Raw genomic sequence first — 20,082 nt, forward strand, 5'->3', positions numbered from 1 at the left:
TTGGTTGGGTTTTGTTGTTTTTCCCCTTCTTGTTTGTTTCCCCCGCGGGGGGGGGGGGGCACCGCGCCCACCAACATTAAAACCATTGCTTTGTTGGGCCCCCCCCCCCCCGCGACGAGGCCCGTCCGGCCCATCCAGGAACTACAGACTGAATCCGGTAACGACTATGCCCGCTCTGACCACCTACAAAACCCCGATCCTCCAGGACTGGGTCGACTACAACGGCCACCTGCGCGATGCGTTCTATCTGCTGATCTTCAGCTACGCCACCGATGCCTTCATGGACCGAATCGGGCTGGCCAGCGACGACCGGGACGCCAGCGGCAACTCGCTGTTCACACTGGAAGCACACATCAATTACCTGCACGAGGTGAAGCTCGGCGAAGAGGTCGAGGTTCGTACGCAGATCGTCGCCCATGACCTCAAACGGGTTCAGCTCTATCACAGCCTGTACAAGGCAGGCGGCGATGAGGAGCTGGCGGCCAGCGACCAGATGTTGCTGCACGTCGATCTGGCGGCAGGCCCGAAATCCGCACCATTCAGCGAGCATTCACTGGAAGCCCTACGGGTGCTCACCGAAGCGCAGCACGACCAACCGGCCCCGGCCTACACCGGTCGCACCATCGGTTTGCCGAAAAAGTAGCAGCACGGCCTACCGGCGGGAGCGATCCTGAGGGCGCCCCGCCGGCAAGCCGGACTGCTACAGACCAGCTACGCAGCCACACGCTTCCCAGGCACAGAAGGCGCCACACTGACGCCCGGTTCGTCATCCAGCTTGATGAACATCGCCAGCACCGGCCCCAGCAACACCACCACTATCGAAGCCGAAAACGCCGCCATCCAGTTGGTCCCCGTCACATCCAGTAGCCAGCCGATCACCACCGGCGACACCGCCCCGGCCACTGCCATGCCGAAAAAGGTGCAGGCGCTCGATGTCGCGGAATGCTCATGGGACACCTCGGTGCCGATCACCCACAGCGGCGAGTCGGCCAGCTCCGAGCAGAAGAACGAAAAGCTCAAGCCCGCTGCGCAGATGTAGATGTTTTGCGTGAACATGAGCGGGATGAGCCCGATGATCGACGCCAGAAAGCCAAAGATGATCAAGTCCCTGCGCGAGCGCAGCTTGTTGCCCGTCACTTTGAAGCGCCAGTCCGAGAGCATCCCGCCGACGGCTGTTCCGACGGTCCCGCCTAAAAGCACGAATGTGGAAAACAGCGCAGTTTTCGACAGATCCATGCCGTAACGCTGTGTGAAAAACGACGGAATCCAGTTCAGAAAGAACCACAACACCCAGCCATGACAGAAACAGGTCGCAGCAGCCGGCCAGACCTTGCGCAGCATCGTCGGCCAGTGCACCGGCGTCGGTGCGCGAACGGGCTCCATGACGACCGCTTCGACCTGCTTCTTCGACTCGCCGAGAATGAAATACATGGCGAACATGTAGATCAGGGTCAGCACGCCCAGGATGATGAACGCCATGCGCCAGGAGAACTGCAGGATCAGAAAGGTCACGATCAGCGGCGCCAGGGCGTTGGCCAGCCGCCCGGACGCATGCATCACGCCTTGAGCAGTGCCGCGCTGGGTGATCGGAATGGCCCGCGCGATCATGCGTGCGGCGGTTGGATAGATCGGCGCTTCACCTACGCCCACCACGAATCGGGCGATGACCAGCACGACCAACCCACTGACCAGGCCTGTGGCAATGGTCGCCACTGACCAGATCACGCCATACAACAGCATTGCCTTGCGTGAACCGATGCGGTCGCTGAGCCAGCCGCCGGGGATCATGAAGCAACTGTAGGCCACCGCGAAGGCCGAGAACATCATGCCCAGGTTGGTGTTGCTGAAGCCCAGTTCCTTGCTGATGGTGGGAGCGGCGACCGCCAGGTTGGTGCGGTCGACGTACATGATGAAAGCCATCACGCAAAGCAACACGAAGGTCAGTGTCGCCCTGCGCTTTTGCGCATGAGTCGGTAACATTTTTTCCACCTGTTCTTGTCTTTATCGTGGAACGAGCGGTCCTCCCGGCGTGGGTCAGACCGCTCGCGTCGCTACTGCATACGGCTGCGACTTACTTGAAGAAGCCCTGCAACACCTCGTAGGTCTCGTCGGGGCATTCTTCCTGCAGGTAATGACCTGAGGGCACGGTGGCCGTCTGCACGATGTTGGTCGCGTAACGGCCCCAGACTTCTGCGGCGTTGTGGTTGCGACCCACGCCGCCCTTCTCACCCCACACAATCAACGATGGCGTGTGGACCTTGCGCCCTGCCTCGAAGTCGGCGGTGTCCATGTCCAGATCGATCCCGAAGGTCGCCCGGTAGTCTTCGCACATGGCGTGAGTGGTGGCCGGGTTCTTGATGCAGCGAATGTAATCGGCCAGCGCCTCGGGACCGAAGAAGCTGGTGCCCTGCGCGGTTTTGGAGAGTTTGCGCAGGATGAAGAACTCGGGGTCCATGTCCATCATCCGCTCAGGCGTCGGGTAATCCTGAGCCATGAAGAACCAGTGCCAGGAAAACTTGCCCCACTGCCGGGTGACGTTGTTGAGCAAGTGATGCTGCGGCAGCATGTCGACAAAGCCTGCTTTGAGCACCTTTTCCGGGTGATCCAGGCACATGCGATGCAACACGCGGGCGCCGCGGTCATGGCCTGCGGCGTTGAACTGCTCGAAGCCCAGCGACTGCATGACCTCGACCTGATCCTGCGCCATGGCGCGGAACGAATACTCGGAATGGTCGCCCCCGCCTTCGGGTTTGGAGCTGTCGCCGTAGCCGCGCAGGTCGGTGCAGACGACGGTGAAATCCCTGGCCAAGCGCGGTGCGATCTTGTGCCAGGACAGGTGATTGAACGGGTTGCCGTGCATCAGCAACAGGGGTGGACCTTCGCCGCCCACAACCGTGACGATCTCGGCGCCGCTGGTTTTGACGGTTGTTTTGGTGAAATTCTCGAACATATCGCCAGCCTCTTTATCGGTTTTATTCTTGAGTACGAACGTCCTTTACCAACCGGGTGAATTCCCTGTCCTTATGCGGTGGCCACCTCGCGCTTGAGCTTGCGGGCGGCGGCGTTGTCCGTGGCCACGCGAAAGGCTGCGGCCATCGCGCCCACGTCCGCCTTGCCGGTGCCGACGATGTCGTAGGCCACGCCATGGGCGGGGGTCGCGTAGACCGTTTTCAAACCGCCGGTCAGGGTCACGCCTTGGGAGAAGCCGAGCAGCTTGGTCGCGATCTGGCCCTGGTCGTGGTACATGATCACCACCGCGTCGAAATCGCCGTTGCGCGCCTTGATGAACACGGTGTCGGAGGGGAATGGCCCCTCGCTGGCCAAGCCCCTGGCGCGCAGCTTTTCCAGGGTCGGGCGGATGATCGTGATCTCTTCGTCTCCGAACAGGCCGTTCTCGCCGTTGTGCGGGTTGAGCGCGGCAACGCCAATGCGCGGGGTGGGATTGCCGAGCGCCTTCAAGGTGTCGTGAGCCAGTTGCAGTGCGCCCTCGATGCGATCCGGCTGGACCATATCGACGGCTTTGCGCAAGGCAACATGGGACGTGACACGAAAGGTGGAAAACTGCGGGATGATGTTCACTTCGCCGAAATAGCCGACATGATCGGTCCAGGCAGCAAACATCTGATGCTCGTCGTGGTAATTCCAGCCGCCGCGATGCAGGCCTGCCTTGTTCAGCGGTGCGAAGCAGATGCCGTCCAGTTCGCCAGCCAGTGCCAGGTCAGTCATCACTTTCAGGGTTTCGCCAGTCAGGCGGCCGGATTCGGCGTTGACCTGACCGCGCTCGAACAACGAAGGGTCAATGTTGTGCAGGTCCAGCAGGGGGACCGCTTCGCTGCTGTGATCGGCGTCGCTCAAGGTCGGGATGACGGTGTAGGGAATTGTCAGGCCTGCATCGCGCATCCCCAGCTTCAGGACACGCTCGTCGCCGATGATCACCACGTCAGCCCGCTCACGCGCCTGGGGTGTCGACAACAGCTTGACCACCAGCTCCGGGCCGATGCCTGTGACATCACCGAGCATAAGTCCAATCAAAGGCTTCATCAGGTGTTCTCCGGTCGGGTTTTGTTTTTGTAGTGATCCCCATCCTAGTCCTGCGCCCGTTCGCAACAACGTGCAAAACGTGGCCGGGCAATTCACGGAGTGTGGTTTTGAGCTCACTCCCACTTGTCCAGGTAACAGCGAGGGGCAGACATTCAATGGTCAAATCCCGGGCACAAAAAAGCCCGCATCGCTGCGGGCTCTTTCCTGTCGATAAACCGATCAAATAATGATCAGTTGACCTTGGCGTTCAACTCGCCTTTGGCGTAACGCTCGAACATGCGCTCCAGGGAGATCGGTTTGATCTTCGAAGCGTTGCCTGCGGTGCCGAAAGCTTCGTAACGGGCGATGCAGACGTCGCGCATGGCCGAAACGGTCTTGGCCAGGTATTTGCGCGGGTCGAACTCGCTCGGGTTCTTGGCCATGAATTCGCGGATGGCACCGGTGGACGCCAGACGCAGGTCAGTGTCGATGTTGACCTTGCGCACGCCGTGCTTGATGCCTTCGACGATTTCCTCGACCGGCACGCCGTAGGTTTCCTTGATGTCGCCGCCGAACTCATTGATGATTTTCAGCCATTCCTGAGGAACGGACGAAGAACCGTGCATCACCAGGTGGGTGTTCGGAATGCGTTTGTGGATTTCCTTGATGCGCTCGATCGCCAGGATGTCGCCGGTAGGCGGCTTGGTGAACTTGTAAGCACCGTGGCTGGTGCCGATGGCGATGGCCAGGGCATCAACGTTGGTCTTCTTCACGAAGTCAGCGGCTTCTTCAGGGTCGGTCAGCATCTGGCTGTGATCCAGCACGCCTTCGGCGCCAACGCCGTCTTCTTCGCCGGCCATGCCGGTTTCCAGCGAGCCCAGAACACCCAGCTCACCTTCTACCGAAACGCCGCAGGCGTGGGCCATGGCGACTACGCGCTGGGTCACGTCAACGTTGTATTCGTAGGTGGTCGGGGTCTTGCCGTCGACGCCCAGCGAGCCGTCCATCATCACCGAGCTGAAGCCCAGTTGCATGGAGCGCTGGCAGATGTCAGGGCTGGTGCCGTGGTCCTGGTGCATGACCACCGGGATGTGCGGGAATTCTTCGATTGCCGCCAGGATCAGGTGACGCAGGAACGGGGCGCCTGCGTATTTACGCGCACCGGCCGAAGCCTGAACGATCACCGGGGAATCGGTCTTGTCGGCCGCTTCCATAATGGCGCGCATCTGTTCCAGGTTGTTCACGTTGAATGCCGGAACGCCATAACCGAATTCGGCTGCGTGGTCCAACATCTGGCGCATGCTGATAAGTGCCATTGTCTGTCTCTCTCCCGGTAGGGTCGTTAATCGCGTGTGCCTGCCGTAACGGCAGCTCTTCAAATTATAGGGGCGCACGGCAAAGGCGGCGCCCGGTGTTGCATCGTTCGAACCGCCAGGTGCCTTATGGCGCCTTGCAGCCGCGACCGATCAAATCGTTGGTAGCGTCCCAGTAGACCAGGCCTTCGCTGCCTTTGTTGTCGAACGCCAGTACGCCGTTGCTGTAAAGCGCGCCGGAAGCACCGGGCGCTGCCTGCAAGCGGAACACCTGCTCGCTCTGGTTCAGGCGTACATCGACCTCTTTCTTCGCAGGGTCGGCGTAGCGCCAGTAAACCTCGGCCTTGCTGTCACAGACCCAGTGGGTCCAGGCAGCGGCCGGTTCGGAAGCCTTCATGCTGGCACAACCGCCCAGCAGCATCAGTGTCGCAAGGGCAATCAAGCCTTTCATTACCACTCCTGGATCCCCTGCCGGACGCGACTCGCGTCAACGCCCGGTAAGTCTGGGGCCGTTCTGTTTCAGATGCACCCTGGCGCCGTCAGTTCAGATTCAGCGACAGGCTACAGGTCCCACGGCGGGCATGAAATCGTACTTTTCCCAGACTTCAGGACCGCCACGCTTGTAAACGATCGGTACGGTTTCAGCCTGCCAGCCAGCCTGATAGCAGCTGACCTGAAGCTGTTCCGGCGCGCCGTTGAGCGCCGTCTGGGCTTCAGGCTTGCTTGCGCAGCCGACCAGCAAACCCGCCATGATTAACAGCGGTAATGGCTTGACCATGTCATTCCCCTTCACCACGGCCTGATAATCAGGCCTTGGCGCGTTGTTCCAGAACTTCCACGGCAGGCAATACCTTGCCCTCGACGAACTCGAGGAACGCGCCGCCACCGGTGGAGATGTAGGAGATTTTCTCGCCCACAGCGTATTTGTCGATGGCTGCCAGAGTATCGCCGCCACCGGCGATGGAGAATGCCGAGCTGTCGGCAATCGCCTGGGCCAGCACTTTGGTGCCATTGCCGAACTGGTCGAATTCGAACACGCCGACCGGGCCGTTCCACAGGATAGTCCTGGAAGATTTCAACAAGTCGGCGAAGTGCTCGGCGGTTTTCGGACCGATGTCCAGAATCATGTCGTCGTCGGCCACGTCGGCGATCAGTTTGACAGTGGCTTCTGCATCCTGGGCGAATGCCTTGGCAACCACAACGTCAACCGGCAGCGGCACGCTGACCTTGGCGGCGATGGCGCGGGCGGTGTCCAGCAGGTCTGGCTCGTACAGCGACTTGCCGACCTTGTGGCCAGCAGCGGCCAGGAAGGTGTTGGCGATGCCGCCACCGACGATCAACTGGTCGCACTTCTCGCTCAGGCTGTTGAGCACGTCCAGCTTGGTGGAGACCTTGGAGCCGGCAACGATGGCGGCCATTGGCTTGGCCGGGTTGCCCAGGGCCTTGCCCAGTGCTTCCAGCTCGGCGGCCAGCAGCGGGCCTGCAGCCGCGACCTTGGCGAATTTGGCGACGCCGTGGGTCGAGCCCTCGGCGCGGTGAGCGGTGCCGAAAGCGTCCATCACGAAGACGTCGCAGAGAGCGGCGTACTTCTGCGCCAGCTCGTCGGCGTTCTTTTTCTCGCCCTTGTTGAAGCGCACGTTTTCGAACAGCACGATGTCGCCGGCCTTGACCTCGACGCCGTCCAGATACTCGGCGATGAGCGGTACTTCGCGACCCAGGGCCTTGCTCAGGTAATCGGCCACAGGCTTGAGGCTGTTCTCGGCGGAGAACTCGCCTTCGGTCGGGCGACCCAGGTGCGAGCAGACCATGACAGCCGCGCCTTTCTCCAGCGCCAGCTTGATGGTCGGAAGCGATGCCAGGATGCGTGCGTCGCTGGTGACGACACCATCCTTGACCGGAACGTTGAGGTCTTCGCGGATCAGTACGCGCTTACCTTGCAGATCGAGGTCGGTCATCTTCAACACGGTCATGAGGTGTTCCTGTGTTTATTACTGTTGTTTGTTGATGCTGCGCAGATAGTGATCGGCGACATCCAGCATTCGATTGGCAAAACCCCATTCGTTGTCGAACCACGCCAGCACGTTGACCAGCCTTGGACCGGAAACCCGGGTCTGGCTGGCATCGATGATGGCCGAATGAGGGTCGTGGTTGAAATCACAACTGGCGTGCGGCAATTCGGTGTATGCCAGCAGGCCTTTTAGCGGGCCGCTTGTGGCAGCCTCGCGCAGAATCCGGTTGATCTCGACCGCGTCGGTGTCACGCCTGACCTGCATCGTGATGTCCAGGCATGAGACGTTCACCGTCGGCACACGAACTGCTTTGGCCTGAATTCGGCCGGCAAGTTCCGGGAGCAGCCGCTCGATGCCGCGCGCCAGACCAGTGGACACCGGGATGATCGACTGGAAAGCCGAACGCGTGCGTCGCAGATCCTCGTGATGATAGGCGTCAATCACGGGCTGGTCGTTCATCGCCGAGTGAATCGTGGTGATGGTGATGTAATCCAGGCCCAGCTCGCGGTTGAGCAGGTCCAGCAACGGCACGCTGCAGTTGGTGGTGCAGGACGCAGCGGACACCAGCAGCTCGTCACCGGTCAGCTTCTGCTGATTGATGCCGTACACGATGGTGGCGTCGACATCCGCCTCGCTCGCCATCGGATGGGAGAACAGCACACGGGGTGCGCGGGCCGCCAGGAAGCGCTCGCCGTCGGCGCGGGTGTGATAGACACCCGAGCACTCGATCACCAGATCGACGTCCAGTTCGTTCCAGTCGATGCCTTCCGGCGTCTCGCTGCGGAACACTTTGATGACGTGATCGTTGATGTGCAGAAAATCGCCTTCGACCCGCACTTCGCCGGGAAACCGGCCGTGTGTGGAGTCAAAGCGCGTCAGGTATTCGAGACTGGCCATGTCGGCCAGATCGTTGATCGCCACCACTTCAAAGCCCGCCTTCGCCCCTCGCTCGCACAGCGCGCGCAGCACGCAGCGGCCGATCCGACCGTAACCATTGAGGGCAACTTTGTAAGGGCGTGACTCTGGCATGGGGGTTCTCAAAAGCTTGAGTGGTAGAGAACCTGTAGGAGCGCGCTTGGCCTGGGCCGCACCCGGACGATTGCGACATGTCAGTGACACCTGTGGTGGATGACACGACGCAATCGCGGGCAAGCGCGCTCCTACAAGGGGGCGCGCGTCGGTTACTCGTCTTCCAGCAGCTCTTCAGCCGTGCTGATGACGTTCTCCAGCGTGAAGCCGAACTCTTCGAACAGCGCAGGCGCAGGGGCCGACTCGCCGAAGGTGGTCATGCCGATCACGCGGCCTTCCAGACCGACGTACTTGTACCAGTAGTCGGCGTGAGCAGCCTCGATGGCGATACGCGCACTGACTTCCAGCGGCAGGACCGACTGCTTGTACAGCGCGTCCTGGCTTTCGAAGACGCTGGTGCACGGCATGGAAACCACACGTACGTTCTTGCCGTCGGCCGTCAGTTTGTCGAACGCCTGAACGGCCAGGCCGACTTCCGAACCGGTAGCGATCAGGATCAGGTCAGGCTCGCCGTTGCAGTCACGCAGCACGTAGCCACCACGGTTGATGTTCTCCAGTTGCAGCGCATCGCGTGCCTGGTGAGGCAGGTTCTGGCGGGAGAAGATCAGGGCCGAAGGACCGTCGTTGCGCTCGATGGCGTGTTTCCAGGCCACTGCCGACTCCACGGCATCGGCCGGGCGCCAGGTGTCCAGGTTCGGCGTGGAACGCAGGCTGGTCAGTTGCTCGATCGGCTGGTGAGTCGGGCCGTCTTCGCCCAGGCCGATGGAGTCGTGGGTGAACACGTAGATCACACGCTTTTTCATCAGCGAGGACATGCGCACCGCGTTGCGGGCGTATTCCATGAAGATCAGGAAGGTCGCGCCGTATGGCACGAAGCCGCCATGCAGGGCGATGCCGTTCATGATCGCGCCCATGCCGAACTCACGCACACCGTAGTGCAGGTAGTTGCCGCTGGCGTCTTCGCCGGTGATGGACTTGCAGCCTTTCCAGATGGTCAGGTTCGAACCTGCCAGGTCAGCCGAGCCGCCGAGGAACTCGGGCAGCAGCGGGCCGAAGGCGCTCAGGGCGTTCTGGCTGGCTTTACGGCTGGCGATGGTTTCGCCCTTGGCGTTGACTTCAGCCACGTAGGCAGCGGATTTCTCGGCGAAGTCAGCTGGCAACTCGCCGCTCATGCGACGGACCAGCTCGTTGGCCAGCTCAGGGAAAGCAGCGGAGTAGGCAGCGAAACGCTGGTCCCACTCGGCCTCGGCCGCCAGGCCTTTTTCCTTGGCGTCCCACTCTTTGTAGATGTCGGCCGGGATTTCGAACGGGCCGTGAGTCCACTTGAGCGCAGCGCGGGTCAGGGCGATTTCGTCGTTGCCCAGCGGAGCGCCGTGGCACTCTTCCTTGCCCTGCTTGTTCGGCGAGCCGAAACCGATGGTGGTCTTGCAGCAGATCAGGGTCGGCTTGTCGCTCTTGCGAGCGGTTTCGATGGCGGTCTTGATCTCGTCGGCGTCATGGCCGTCGACGTTGCGGATCACCAGCCAGCCGTAGGATTCGAAGCGCTTTGGCGTGTCATCGGTGAACCAGCCTTCGACTTCGCCATCGATGGAGATGCCGTTGTCGTCATAGAAGGCGATCAGCTTGTTCAGGCGCAGGGTACCGGCCAACGAAGCGACTTCGTGGGAAATACCTTCCATCATGCAGCCATCACCCATGAACACGTAGGTGTGGTGGTCGACGATGCTGTGGCCAGGACGGTTGAACTGTGCGGCGAGCGTCTTCTCGGCGGCAGCGAAACCGACGGCGTTGGCGAAACCCTGGCCCAGCGGGCCGGTGGTGGTTTCAACGCCCGGGGTGTAGCCGTATTCAGGGTGGCCCGGGGTGCGGCTGTGCAGTTGACGGAAGTTCTTCAGGTCGTCGATCGACAGGTCGTAGCCGGTCAGGTGCAGCAGCGAGTAGATCAGCATCGAGCCGTGGCCGTTGGACAGGATGAACCGGTCACGGTCGGCGAACAGCGGGTTGCTCGGGTTGTGTTTCAGATAATCGCGCCACAGGACTTCAGCGATATCCGCCATGCCCATAGGGGCTCCTGGGTGGCCGCTGTTGGCCTTTTGCACGGCATCCATGCTGAGGGCACGAATGGCATTGGCACGCTCACGACGGCTGGGCATCGCTGATCTCCTGGGGCAAAGAAGTGGGATCTGAAAAAGGCGGCCATTTTCCCTCAGGCACTGCCTTGGGGGCAATGACAGATACATCCCGAAGCACGATTTTCCTGCCTTGCAGGCGATATTTCTTCACTCGCAAGGGACTTGCGCCCGCAAACGGCGCAATCACGGCGTCAGCCCGTCGCCACCCATCGACCAATATCAAAACTTTTTGATATTGCCCTTGCAGCATCCCGGATCGGTATCTAGACTGCCAGCCCTATGAGTATTCCTGCGTCCGCCATCAGCCCCGAGCAAAGCGATGAACTGGCTGCCTTGTGCAAGGCCGGCGGCGACCCGCTGCGCCTGAACGTGCTGCGCGCGCTGTCCAACGATTCGTTCGGCGTGCTGGAACTGGCGCAGATCTTCGCCATTGGCCAGTCCGGCATGAGTCATCACCTCAAGGTGCTGGCCCAGGCGGACCTGGTGGCAACTCGCCGGGAAGGCAACGCGATCTTCTATCGCCGCGCCCTGCCCCACACCGATTTATTCGGCGGCAAGCTGCACGCGGCACTGCTTGAAGAGGTCGATGAGCTGACGCTTCCCGACGATGTCCAGGCCCGTATCGGCCTGGTCCATCGCCAACGCGCCAACGCCAGCCAGGACTTTTTCGCACGGACCGCAGAGAAATTTCGTGCCCAGCAGGACCTGATCGCAGGACTGCCGCAATACCGCGACAGCCTGCTGTCGCTGCTGGACAAACTGAGTTTCGAGGCAGGCGCCACGGCCGTTGAAGTCGGGCCCGGTGACGGCGGTTTCCTGCCGGACTTGGCGCAGCGCTTCGGGCATGTCACAGGGCTGGACAACAGCCCCGCCATGCTCGATCTGGCGCGAGACATCTGCACGCGCAAGGCGCTGGATAATGTCGAGCTGAAACTGGCCGATGCATTGACCGACGCTAATGTTTCGGCTGACTGCGTCGTCTTGAATATGGTGCTTCATCATTTTGCGGCGCCGGCCGAAGCACTCAAACAACTGGCCAACCTGTTGCGACCGGGCGCAAGCCTCTTGGTGACAGAGTTGTGCAGCCACGACCAGAGCTGGGCAAAGGAAGCCTGTGGCGATCTCTGGTTGGGTTTCGAACAGGAAGACCTGGCCCGCTGGGCCATCGCTGCGGGGCTGGTCCCCGGAGAAAGTCTGTACATAGGTTTACGTAATGGTTTCCAGATCCAGGTCCGCCACTTTCAGCGACCGGCTGGCGACACTCACCATCGGTAACACAGGAAAATTGTCGAGATGAGCGAATACTCCCTTTTCACCTCCGAGTCCGTGTCCGAAGGGCATCCGGACAAAATCGCCGACCAGATCTCCGATGCGGTGCTGGACGCCATCATTACCCAAGACAAACACGCCCGTGTGGCCGTGGAAACCCTGGTCAAGACCGGCGTAGCCATCGTGGCAGGCGAAGTCACCACCAGCGCCTGGGTTGATCTGGAGCAGATCGTTCGCGACGTGATCAGCGGCATCGGCTACACCAGCTCCGACGTCGGCTTCGACGGCGCGACCTGCAGCGTGATGAACATCATCGGCAAGCAGTCCCCTGACATCAACCAGGGCGTTGACCGCGCCAAGCCTGAAGATCAGGGCGCTGGCGACCAGGGCCTGATGTTCGGCTACGCCAGCAACGAAACTCCAGAGCTGATGCCTGCGCCAATCGCGTTCTCGCACCAGTTGGTCAAGCGCCAGGCTGAAGCCCGTAAATCCGGCCTGCTGCCTTGGCTGCGCCCGGACGCCAAATCCCAGGTCACCTGCCGCTATGAGAACGGCATCGTGGTCGGTATCGACGCCATCGTGCTGTCGACCCAGCACAACCCGGATGTGTCTTACAACGACCTGCGCGACGGCGTGATGGAACTGATCGTCAAGCACGTGCTGCCAGCCGAGCTGCTGCACAAGGACACCCAGTTCCACATCAACCCGACTGGCCAGTTCATCATCGGTGGCCCGGTGGGCGACTGTGGCCTGACCGGCCGCAAGATCATCGTCGACAGCTACGGCGGCATGGCCCGTCACGGCGGCGGCGCGTTCTCCGGCAAGGATCCATCCAAGGTTGACCGTTCGGCTGCCTACGCCGGTCGTTACGTGGCCAAGAACATCGTTGCCGCTGGCCTGGCCGAGCGCTGCGAGATTCAGGTTTCCTACGCCATCGGCGTCGCGCAACCGACTTCGATCTCGCTGAACACCTTCGGCACCGGCAAGATCAGCGATGACAAGATCATCCAGCTGGTACGCGAGCACTTCGACCTGCGTCCGTACGCAATCACCAAGATGCTCGACCTGCTGCACCCGATGTACCAGGACACCGCAGCCTACGGCCACTTCGGCCGCACGCCGGAAACCAAGACCGTGGGCGAAGACACCTTCTCCACGTTCACCTGGGAGAAAACCGACCGCGCTGCCGCCCTGCGCGCTGCTGCAGGCCTGTAATACGGGTTAGCGGTTGTTGTAAGAAAAAGCCCCTGGCGATGAGAGTCGTCAGGGGCTTTTTCGTGGGTGTCACCCCCTGCGTGCCACCAGCAGGAACGAGGCGGCGCTGGCCAGCAAGCCTGCGCAGATCCTGTTGAACAGCCGCTTGCCGCTGGGCTTGGCGAACAGCCGCCGGGCATACACGCCCATATAGCAGTACAGGGCGATGGCAACGCACTCCAGTGCCAGGAACATCGCACCCAACTGTGCGAACTGTGTGGTGATCACCCCGGAACGATCGACGAACTGCGGCAAGAACGCAGTAAACAGAAGGATCGCCTTGGGATTGCCGATGGCCACCAGAAACTCTTGCCGCGCCAGACGCCCTACCCCGACCGAGCCCGCCGCCTCATCCACAGGCGAATCCCCATTGGCGCGCCAGAGTTGCACCGTCAGATAGAACAGGTAGGCGGCGCCAACGATCTTGATCGCGTGAAACAGCAGTTCGGAGGTGTGCAGCACTGCCGCCAGCCCCACCGCCGCCAGGGCAATCATGATCGCGAATGCCAGCAGCCGCCCAAGGCCACCGCTGCACGCCCGCATGAATCCGTAGCGTGAGGCATTGCTGATCGACAGCAGGTTGTTCGGACCGGGTGCCATGTTCAGGGCGAAGCAGGCAGGGATAAAGACCAGGAGTGTCGACAGGTTCACGGAGAATCTCCTTGTTGTTTTCTGACACACATAAGAGACCCCATTCTGCACCCTCGCCGAATCGGCTCAAGGGACAGCCAGGCAGCGAAAACGGCCCCAACTGTACCGGCAGCCGAAAAAGCCTGTAACCAGACTGCCGGGCAAGCCTGGCGCCGAAACCTTAGCCTGACTGCCCACTCGTTCAGGCAAGGATGCTTCGATGCTGCGTTACCTGTGCTTCATGGTCGGTGGGCTGATCGCCCTTTCAGTCAGCTTCGCCAATGCCCAGCCCTGCCCCGAGTGGCCCGGGGGTCGGGCCGAGAGTGAAATCCGCTCACTGCAGCAACAGATCGAGCGCTGGGACGATGCCTATCATCGCGAGGGCGTCTCGCTGGTGGCCGACGAGCTTTACGACCAGGCCGTGCAGCGGTTGGGCAAGCTGCGCAAGTGTTTTGACCAACAGGCACCCAAGGACGAAAACCCGCTCAAGACTGCGACAGGCCCGATACTGCATCCTATCCCCCACACAGGTTTGAACAAGCTGCCCGACGAACACGCCGTGCAGGCCTGGATGAGCGGGCGGAGCGACCTGTGGATTCAGCCGAAAGTGGACGGGGTTGCGGTCACTCTGGTCTACGAGAAAGGCAAGCTGGCCAGGCTCATCAGCCGTGGCGACGGCGTCAGCGGGCAGGACTGGACCGGGCACGCCCATCAGATCCAGGCGATTCCGCCCTCGTTGGCGTGGGAATCGACACTGGTGCTGCAAGGCGAGCTGTACTGGAATCTGCCCGATCACAAGCAGGCCGAAGCCGGCAGCGCCAATGCTCGCAGCAAGGTCGCTGGCCTGCTCGCGCGCAAGGCGATCAGCGAAGAGGAAGGCGCGCAGGTTGGGCTGTTCGTCTGGGACTGGCCAGAGGGGCCGGCGGGCATGCGCGAGCGTATGGCCGGACTGCACGCGCTTGGCTTCACCGACAGCCAGCGCTTCAGCGAACCGGTATCAGGCATCACCCAGGCCAAAAGCTGGCGTGAGTTCTGGTACACCCACGCCCTGCCCTTTGCCTCCGATGGCGTCGTGATTCGAGAAGGCCAGCGCCCGCCTGCGGAGCGCTGGCGGGCCAGGGCGCCTTACTGGATTGCGGCGTGGAAATATCCGCTTGCACAAATACTGGCGCAGGTGCGAAGCGTTCATTTCAACGTCGGACGCAGCGGAAAGATCACGCCGGTGCTGGAGCTCGAACCGCTGACACTGGATGACCGAAACGTCAGCCGGGTGAGCGTCGGCTCGTTCAAACGCTGGGAGACGCTGGACATCCGCCCCGGCGATCAGGTCGCCATCAGCCTTGCAGGGCTGACGATCCCGCGCCTGGACGGCGTCGTCACCCGCAGCGATGAGCGCACCCCGTTGACCATCCCCAACACCGCCGACTATCACGCGCTCAGTTGCTGGCAGCCGGTTTCTGGTTGTGAAAGCCAGTTCCGCGAGCGACTCAAGTGGCTCGGTGGCAAGCAGGGCCTGGCCATGACCGGTGTAGGACCGGGCACTTGGGACAAGCTGATCGAGGCCGGAAAAATCAACGGACTGCTGGACTGGATGCACCTCGACGGTGCACAGCTTGCTAACATTCCCGGCCTGGGAGAGCGCAGCAGCGCTAGACTGTTGGAGAGTTTTCAGGGCGCAGGCGAACAAAGCTTCGAAATCTGGCTCAAAGCGCTCGGCTTGCCGCCGGTCGCGGGCGCGCAGCTGGGCGGTTCGTGGTCCGAGCTGTCTGCCCGCAGCGTTGCCCAATGGCAGGCCGAACCCGGCATTGGCCCGGGACGTGCGGTGCAGTTGCAGGCATTTTTTCAAGACCCGCACGTGCAGGCCCTGAGTGGCAAGCTGCGCGAGCGGGGTATCAAAGGGTTTTAGTCACTTTTCATCCCGGACTTCATGTCGTCTGTCCGGGCATCTTTTTCAAGGAGCGTTCATGAAATTCTTGTCATCACTGCTGATGGTCACCGTCTGCGGGATATGGGCGGCGCCGTCAATGGCGGCCGAGCCTTTGTGCGAAGCCAAGCGCGCGGACATTCAGGCGCAGATCGAGCAGGCCAAGACCGCCGGGAACAGCGATCAACAGGCGGGCCTGGAAAAAGCCCTGAGCGAGAACACCGAGCACTGCACCGACGCGAGCCTGATCAAGGCACAGGAAAAGAAAGTGCTGGAGGCCAAGCAGGAAGTCGGCAAGCGTCAATCGGACCTGGACAAGGCGATGAAGAAAGGCGACGCCGACAAGATCAACAAGCGCAAGGACAAACTGGCCGAATCGCGCAAGGAGCTGCAGGACGAACAGCAGAAGCTGGAGCAGATCCAGCCCGATGAAGACGACGAGTAAGAAAGCTGCAAGCCATAAGCTTCAAGCCGCAAGCCACGCCAACACCGCGCACGACTTGCGGCTTGTGGCTTGCCGCTTGAAGCTGACGCCAGTCAGTGATCGCGAAACTCCTTGTGACAGGCATCACAGGCATCTTCGACGTTGTTCATCGGCGGGATCATGTTGGCCGGGGTCAGTTGCAAGGTTCTGGTCGCGATGACCAGTTCCCCGGTCCGGGCCTCAAGCGCCCGGGCCAGTTCCTGAAAGCGCGCCTGACGCTCCCACACCGCATCCCTGGCGCTGGTGTGTTCTGCTTCACGAACGGGCGGGAAGTGTTTCCACGGTTCGTGGGCCAGGCCATCGAGCTTCACCGCACCCTCGGCGAACTTTGCGCCGTCGAACGGCAACCGCCCGCGCAGCATGCCGCCGGTGTCTTCGCTGGTCTTGAGCATCTGCTTGAAGATTGCCTTGCGCTGGCCGAGCGGGGAATCCGGGTCGACGCCCCCGCAGGCCGTCAACGCAAAGGCTGCGACCAGCAGCAGACCGAAACTTCTCAACGCGACGCTCTTTGAATTCATGGCGACTACTGGCGAAAAAGGGTCGCCAGTATCTGCGTACGCCCTGAAAAACCCAAGTGAATGTTCAGGCAGGCGTGCCGACGGAAACGCCGAACAAAGCGACCACCAGCGCCAGCCCGATGAACCACACCAGCGAGCGCAGGGCGGCCAGATCCGCCAGGTAGAAAATGATGTAGAGCAGGCGCGTGGTGACGAACAGCACCGCCAATACATCGATGGTCACCAGTTGGGCGACCCCGGCGATATGGGCAATGATCACACCGGCTGCGAACCCCGGAATCGCCTCGAAGCTGTTCTGCTGCGCGGCATGGGCACGGCGCGGGAATCCTTCGAGGCTTTCGAGGAAATCCCGGGGGTCGTGGTTGTCGCTCATGCGGAATCCACCACCGCCGAACTTGGCAATCCCGGCACACACAATCGGCAGCAGAATCACGATCAACACGCACCAGAAGGCAACGGTCATGTTCACATCCTTAAAAAGTGAGCTTCATCAGAAGCATTCCGAGTAAAACCAGCGCACAGGCTAAGAGCCGCGGCCGGCCAAAAGGTTCTTTGAGATAGCGCATGCCGAACAACACCACCAGCACCACACTCACCTCGCGCAACGCTGCCGCCTCTGCCACTGAGCCTAGCTGCATTGCCCAGAGCACCAGGGCATAACTTGCCAGAACGCAAAAACCGACAGCCAGGCCCAGCCTCCACTGCTCGCGCCAGAACAGGGTGAATGCCGGACGTTTCTTGAGCACCGCCAGCAGCGGGAAGGGCCAGGCGCTGATGAACGTCAGCCAGACCAGATAGTCCAGCGGGGCGATGCCACGCTTGAGCGCCTGGCCATCGATCCAGGTGTAACAACCGATGCACAGGCCGATCAGCCCGACAACCGGCAGCATCGACCACGGCAGACGATCCCCGCCGCCACCCTGCCATAACAGGCAGACCATGCCGGCAGGGATCAGCAGAATGCCGAGGATCTGCTGGGTCGTCAGGTGCTCGCCTGCGAAGATCAAAGTCAGCGCCAGCACCACCAGCGGCGACAACCCTCGCATCAGCGGGTAGACCAGGCCCAGATCGCCCACCTGATAGGCGCGGATCAGCAAGGCGCGATAAACCAGCTCGAACAACGCCGACGCCACAAGCCAAGGCCAGATGTGCAGCGGCGGCGGCGTGACGAACCCCAGCGCGATCACCGCGAGGACAAAAGCGACCACGTCCATGCTGGCGATGACCAGCAACCGCTCGCCGCTGAATTTGATGAGGGTGTTCCAGGTGGCATGCAGCAACGCTGCGATCAGGACCAGGGTTGTCGCCAGCACGTACTCTCCTTATTCGCCCACACCAACCACCAGGCGACACTTTTTCGAGCATAAAGGTTGGCGATGACGGAATACACCAGGCGTCCCGATTGGCTAAGATGCCAGCCATCACAGCCGAGATCGGCCGTACACCGAACCGTTGTATCAGGAGCCTGAATGTCCAGCGAAGAAGACACCACCATCAGTGGTGCAGCGCCCATGATTCCCGACCAGCGCCGGGAGCTGATGCTGCGTCAGTTGCGCAAGCACCAGGTGCTCAGCGTGCACCAACTGATGGAAATGTTCGACTGCTCGCACATGACCATCCGCCGCGACATCGCCTTGCTGGAACAGAGCGGGCGCGCATATTCGGTCACCGGCGGCGTGCGCATCGCAAGCCAGGTGCACAGCGAGCCCAGCCACCAGTCCAAGGCCGTGGTCGAACTTCCCCACAAACAGGCGATGGCCCGGCTGGCCGCAACCTTGCTGCACCCGGAAATGACCGTGTACCTGGACGCCGGCACCAGCACGCTGGAGCTGGTGCCCTATATCGTCGCTCTGTCGGGGATGACCGTGGTGACCAACGATTTCGGCGTGGTCAATGCGCTGGCCGATGCGACCCATGTGGACGTGATTCACACCGGCGGCCTGCTGGATCACCCGAACCGCTCCTGCGTCGGCGGCCTGGCAGCGGCGACCCTGCGCCAACTGGCGACGGACGTTGCCTTCATGTCGACCAGTTCATGGGACCTGCAACGCGGCACCACCACGCCGTCTGCCTTGAAGGTCGAGGTCAAGCAGGCGGCGATGCAGGCCGCCTCCCGCAGCGTGCTGCTGACCACCAGTTCCAAGTACGGCACCTTCGGCATGTACAAGGTCGCGGGGCTTGAGCAGTTCGACACGATCGTCAGCGACGACGGCCTGGGCGGCGCGGCGGCAGACAGCATCCGTGCGCTTGGGGTGGATGTGTTGTTGGCGTCGATAACCGGTTAACCACCTGTAGGAGCGCGCTTGGTCTGGGCCGCATCCGGACGAGGGCGGTGTGCCAGACGCAATTGACGTAACTGACACACCGCCGTCGCGGGCAAGCGCGCTCCTACACCTGAACTGCGTATACCTTCAAAGCCCCGGGCCAGATACCGGGGCTTTTTTGTTGTTCAAAAAATGATCTATGTTAAATTTTGTTAACTCAAAAAATTACTTCACATTATTCGTTCACAGGTTCACTATCTTTAACAGATCCGAACATACATCTTTCAAGTGCCAACGGTAGCGAAGGCACTCGACCCGAGGAGAGACTCATGAATAACAAGAACGTCGGCGTCATTGGCCTGGGTGCCATGGGCCTTGGTATCGCCCGCTCGCTGCTGCGCAGCGGCTTCAATGTGCATGCCTGTGACGTGCGCGCAGCCGTCACCGAGCAGTTCGCCAGCGAAGGCGGCGTTGCTTGTGATTCTCCAGCCGCGATGGCTGCTGCCTGCGACGTCATCATCACTGTCGTGGTCAACGCCGAGCAGACCGAAACCGTACTCTTCGGTGAGAACGGCGCCGTCGCCGCTCTGGCTCAAGGCAGCCTGGTCATCGGTTGCGCCACTGTCGCCCCGACCTTCGCCATCGAGCTGGGCCAGCGCCTGACTGAAAAAGGCCTGCTGTACCTCGATGCACCGATCTCCGGTGGCGCCGCCAAAGCCGCTGCCGGCCAGATGACCATGATGACCAGCGGCCCTGCCGACTCCTACGCCAAGGCCGACGCGGTGCTCAACGGCATGGCTGGCAAGGTCTATCGCCTGGGCGACGTCCATGGCCTGGGTTCGAAAGTCAAAATCATCAACCAGCTGCTGGCCGGTGTGCACATCGCCGCGAGCGCCGAAGCCATGGCCTTGGGCCTGCGCGAAGGTGTCGACGCCGACGCCCTGTACGAAGTCATCACCAACAGCGCCGGTAATTCGTGGATGTTCGAAAACCGCGTGCCGCACATCCTCAAGGCTGACTACACGCCGCTGTCGGCCGTGGACATCTTCGTCAAGGACCTGGGCCTGGTACTGGATACCGCCCGCGCCAGCAAATTCCCGCTGCCGCTGTCGTCCACTGCGCACCAGATGTTCATGCAGGCCTCGACCGCAGGCTTCGGTCGCGAAGACGATTCGGCCGTGATCAAGATCTTCCCGGGCATCACCCTGCCGGGCGCCAAAGCCGCCAACGACTGAG

At 61.5% G+C, this 20,082-nt stretch carries 21 protein-coding genes; 7 read left to right on the plus strand and 14 right to left on the minus strand.

The features are described from left to right. Positions 1-166: 166 nt before the first annotated feature. Positions 167-643 (plus strand): thioesterase family protein, encoded by a 477-nt coding sequence (locus ACIPO9_RS18455; RefSeq protein WP_400782646.1) that lies wholly within the window; start codon positions 167-169, stop codon positions 641-643. Between the two features lie 68 nt (positions 644-711). On the opposite strand, the gene ACIPO9_RS18460 is transcribed toward ACIPO9_RS18455, so the two are convergent. From ACIPO9_RS18460 to ACIPO9_RS18505, 10 genes are all read right to left on the minus strand, one after another. Beyond that, complete coding sequence (locus tag ACIPO9_RS18460) at positions 712-1,980, minus strand: MFS transporter (RefSeq protein ID WP_400782649.1); 1,269 nt, start codon at positions 1,978-1,980, stop codon at positions 712-714. A 91-nt stretch (positions 1,981-2,071) separates the two neighbouring features. Beyond that, a complete protein-coding gene (locus ACIPO9_RS18465; RefSeq protein WP_400782652.1) occupies positions 2,072-2,950 on the minus strand; it encodes an alpha/beta fold hydrolase in 879 nt (292 codons plus the stop codon). Positions 2,951-3,021: 71 nt separating this feature from the next. Beyond that, complete coding sequence (locus ACIPO9_RS18470; RefSeq protein WP_400782654.1) at positions 3,022-4,041, minus strand: PdxA family protein; 1,020 nt, start codon at positions 4,039-4,041, stop codon at positions 3,022-3,024. Positions 4,042-4,271: 230 nt separating this feature from the next. Then, positions 4,272-5,336 (minus strand): class II fructose-bisphosphate aldolase, encoded by a 1,065-nt coding sequence (gene fba / locus ACIPO9_RS18475; protein ID WP_274131592.1) that lies wholly within the window; start codon positions 5,334-5,336, stop codon positions 4,272-4,274. Positions 5,337-5,460: 124 nt separating this feature from the next. Next, positions 5,461-5,784, minus strand: a complete 324-nt coding sequence (locus ACIPO9_RS18480) for an MliC family protein (RefSeq protein WP_274131593.1) — start codon at positions 5,782-5,784, stop codon at positions 5,461-5,463. A gap of 99 nt (positions 5,785-5,883) precedes the next feature. Then, positions 5,884-6,111, minus strand: coding sequence for a hypothetical protein (locus ACIPO9_RS18485; RefSeq protein ID WP_274131594.1), 228 nt, complete (start codon positions 6,109-6,111; stop codon positions 5,884-5,886). 28 nt (positions 6,112-6,139) lie between these two features. Beyond that, entirely contained in the window at positions 6,140-7,303 is a 1,164-nt protein-coding gene (locus ACIPO9_RS18490; protein ID WP_400782657.1) for a phosphoglycerate kinase, read from the minus strand. Positions 7,304-7,321: 18 nt separating this feature from the next. Further along, positions 7,322-8,371, minus strand: coding sequence for an erythrose-4-phosphate dehydrogenase (epd, locus tag ACIPO9_RS18495; protein WP_274131596.1), 1,050 nt, complete (start codon positions 8,369-8,371; stop codon positions 7,322-7,324). 152 nt (positions 8,372-8,523) lie between these two features. Next, positions 8,524-10,524: a transketolase gene (gene tkt, locus ACIPO9_RS18500; protein WP_274131597.1), complete on the minus strand. Its 2,001-nt coding sequence runs from the start codon at positions 10,522-10,524 to the stop codon at positions 8,524-8,526. Continuing rightward, positions 10,508-10,753, minus strand: coding sequence for a hypothetical protein (locus tag ACIPO9_RS18505; RefSeq protein WP_400782659.1), 246 nt, complete (start codon positions 10,751-10,753; stop codon positions 10,508-10,510). Before ACIPO9_RS18505 ends, tkt begins: the two co-directional genes overlap by 17 nt. A 29-nt stretch (positions 10,754-10,782) precedes the next feature. On the opposite strand from ACIPO9_RS18505, the gene ACIPO9_RS18510 reads away from it, so the two are divergent. Next, a complete protein-coding gene (locus tag ACIPO9_RS18510; protein ID WP_274131599.1) occupies positions 10,783-11,778 on the plus strand; it encodes a metalloregulator ArsR/SmtB family transcription factor in 996 nt (331 codons plus the stop codon). An 18-nt stretch (positions 11,779-11,796) separates the two neighbouring features. Next, entirely contained in the window at positions 11,797-12,987 is a 1,191-nt protein-coding gene (gene metK / locus ACIPO9_RS18515) for a methionine adenosyltransferase (protein WP_274131600.1), read from the plus strand. A 69-nt stretch (positions 12,988-13,056) separates the two neighbouring features. Here metK and ACIPO9_RS18520 read toward each other — a convergent pair whose 3' ends face one another. Further along, positions 13,057-13,677: a LysE family translocator gene (locus ACIPO9_RS18520; protein ID WP_400782662.1), complete on the minus strand. Its 621-nt coding sequence runs from the start codon at positions 13,675-13,677 to the stop codon at positions 13,057-13,059. Positions 13,678-13,876: 199 nt separating this feature from the next. Here ACIPO9_RS18520 and ligB point away from each other — a divergent pair, with 199 nt between their 5' ends. Both ligB and ACIPO9_RS18530 read left to right on the plus strand, forming a co-directional pair. Continuing rightward, on the plus strand, positions 13,877-15,562 hold the full coding sequence (gene ligB / locus ACIPO9_RS18525; RefSeq protein ID WP_400782664.1) for an NAD-dependent DNA ligase LigB: 1,686 nt from the start codon (positions 13,877-13,879) through the stop codon (positions 15,560-15,562). 58 nt (positions 15,563-15,620) lie between these two features. Beyond that, a complete protein-coding gene (locus ACIPO9_RS18530; RefSeq protein ID WP_400782666.1) occupies positions 15,621-16,025 on the plus strand; it encodes a DUF1090 domain-containing protein in 405 nt (134 codons plus the stop codon). A 92-nt stretch (positions 16,026-16,117) separates the two neighbouring features. Here ACIPO9_RS18530 and ACIPO9_RS18535 read toward each other — a convergent pair whose 3' ends face one another. The 3 genes from ACIPO9_RS18535 to ACIPO9_RS18545 form a co-directional block, all read right to left on the minus strand. Beyond that, complete coding sequence (locus tag ACIPO9_RS18535; protein WP_400782668.1) at positions 16,118-16,582, minus strand: c-type cytochrome; 465 nt, start codon at positions 16,580-16,582, stop codon at positions 16,118-16,120. 64 nt (positions 16,583-16,646) lie between these two features. Beyond that, positions 16,647-17,045: an MAPEG family protein gene (locus ACIPO9_RS18540; RefSeq protein ID WP_400782671.1), complete on the minus strand. Its 399-nt coding sequence runs from the start codon at positions 17,043-17,045 to the stop codon at positions 16,647-16,649. Positions 17,046-17,055: 10 nt separating this feature from the next. Next, positions 17,056-17,895: an EamA family transporter gene (locus tag ACIPO9_RS18545; RefSeq protein ID WP_400608677.1), complete on the minus strand. Its 840-nt coding sequence runs from the start codon at positions 17,893-17,895 to the stop codon at positions 17,056-17,058. 156 nt (positions 17,896-18,051) lie between these two features. On the opposite strand from ACIPO9_RS18545, the gene ACIPO9_RS18550 reads away from it, so the two are divergent. Further along, complete coding sequence (locus tag ACIPO9_RS18550; RefSeq protein ID WP_400608678.1) at positions 18,052-18,867, plus strand: DeoR/GlpR family DNA-binding transcription regulator; 816 nt, start codon at positions 18,052-18,054, stop codon at positions 18,865-18,867. 254 nt (positions 18,868-19,121) lie between these two features. Beyond that, positions 19,122-20,081 (plus strand): L-threonate dehydrogenase, encoded by a 960-nt coding sequence (ltnD, locus tag ACIPO9_RS18555; protein WP_400782777.1) that lies wholly within the window; start codon positions 19,122-19,124, stop codon positions 20,079-20,081. The last annotated feature ends 1 nt before the right edge of the window (position 20,082 follow it).

The sequence above is a fragment of the Pseudomonas sp. NPDC090203 genome, from assembly GCF_044746765.1.
Taxonomy (GTDB): domain Bacteria; phylum Pseudomonadota; class Gammaproteobacteria; order Pseudomonadales; family Pseudomonadaceae; genus Aquipseudomonas; species Aquipseudomonas putida_AD.

What these genes read in the sequence shown, in the direction of transcription:
- ACIPO9_RS18455 (WP_400782646.1), top strand. Translation starts at nt 167, where the DNA reads ATGCCCGCTCTGACCACCTACAAAACCCCGATCCTCCAGGACTGGGTC.
- ACIPO9_RS18460 (WP_400782649.1), bottom strand. Translation starts at nt 1,980, where the DNA reads ATGTTACCGACTCATGCGCAAAAGCGCAGGGCGACACTGACCTTCGTG.
- ACIPO9_RS18465 (WP_400782652.1), bottom strand. Translation starts at nt 2,950, where the DNA reads ATGTTCGAGAATTTCACCAAAACAACCGTCAAAACCAGCGGCGCCGAG.
- ACIPO9_RS18470 (WP_400782654.1), bottom strand. Translation starts at nt 4,041, where the DNA reads ATGAAGCCTTTGATTGGACTTATGCTCGGTGATGTCACAGGCATCGGC.
- fba (WP_274131592.1), bottom strand. Translation starts at nt 5,336, where the DNA reads ATGGCACTTATCAGCATGCGCCAGATGTTGGACCACGCAGCCGAATTC.
- ACIPO9_RS18480 (WP_274131593.1), bottom strand. Translation starts at nt 5,784, where the DNA reads ATGAAAGGCTTGATTGCCCTTGCGACACTGATGCTGCTGGGCGGTTGT.
- ACIPO9_RS18485 (WP_274131594.1), bottom strand. Translation starts at nt 6,111, where the DNA reads ATGGTCAAGCCATTACCGCTGTTAATCATGGCGGGTTTGCTGGTCGGC.
- ACIPO9_RS18490 (WP_400782657.1), bottom strand. Translation starts at nt 7,303, where the DNA reads ATGACCGTGTTGAAGATGACCGACCTCGATCTGCAAGGTAAGCGCGTA.
- epd (WP_274131596.1), bottom strand. Translation starts at nt 8,371, where the DNA reads ATGCCAGAGTCACGCCCTTACAAAGTTGCCCTCAATGGTTACGGTCGG.
- tkt (WP_274131597.1), bottom strand. Translation starts at nt 10,524, where the DNA reads ATGCCCAGCCGTCGTGAGCGTGCCAATGCCATTCGTGCCCTCAGCATG.
- ACIPO9_RS18505 (WP_400782659.1), bottom strand. Translation starts at nt 10,753, where the DNA reads ATGCTGCAAGGGCAATATCAAAAAGTTTTGATATTGGTCGATGGGTGG.
- ACIPO9_RS18510 (WP_274131599.1), top strand. Translation starts at nt 10,783, where the DNA reads ATGAGTATTCCTGCGTCCGCCATCAGCCCCGAGCAAAGCGATGAACTG.
- metK (WP_274131600.1), top strand. Translation starts at nt 11,797, where the DNA reads ATGAGCGAATACTCCCTTTTCACCTCCGAGTCCGTGTCCGAAGGGCAT.
- ligB (WP_400782664.1), top strand. Translation starts at nt 13,877, where the DNA reads ATGCTGCGTTACCTGTGCTTCATGGTCGGTGGGCTGATCGCCCTTTCA.
- ACIPO9_RS18530 (WP_400782666.1), top strand. Translation starts at nt 15,621, where the DNA reads ATGAAATTCTTGTCATCACTGCTGATGGTCACCGTCTGCGGGATATGG.
- ACIPO9_RS18535 (WP_400782668.1), bottom strand. Translation starts at nt 16,582, where the DNA reads ATGAATTCAAAGAGCGTCGCGTTGAGAAGTTTCGGTCTGCTGCTGGTC.
- ACIPO9_RS18540 (WP_400782671.1), bottom strand. Translation starts at nt 17,045, where the DNA reads ATGACCGTTGCCTTCTGGTGCGTGTTGATCGTGATTCTGCTGCCGATT.
- ACIPO9_RS18550 (WP_400608678.1), top strand. Translation starts at nt 18,052, where the DNA reads ATGTCCAGCGAAGAAGACACCACCATCAGTGGTGCAGCGCCCATGATT.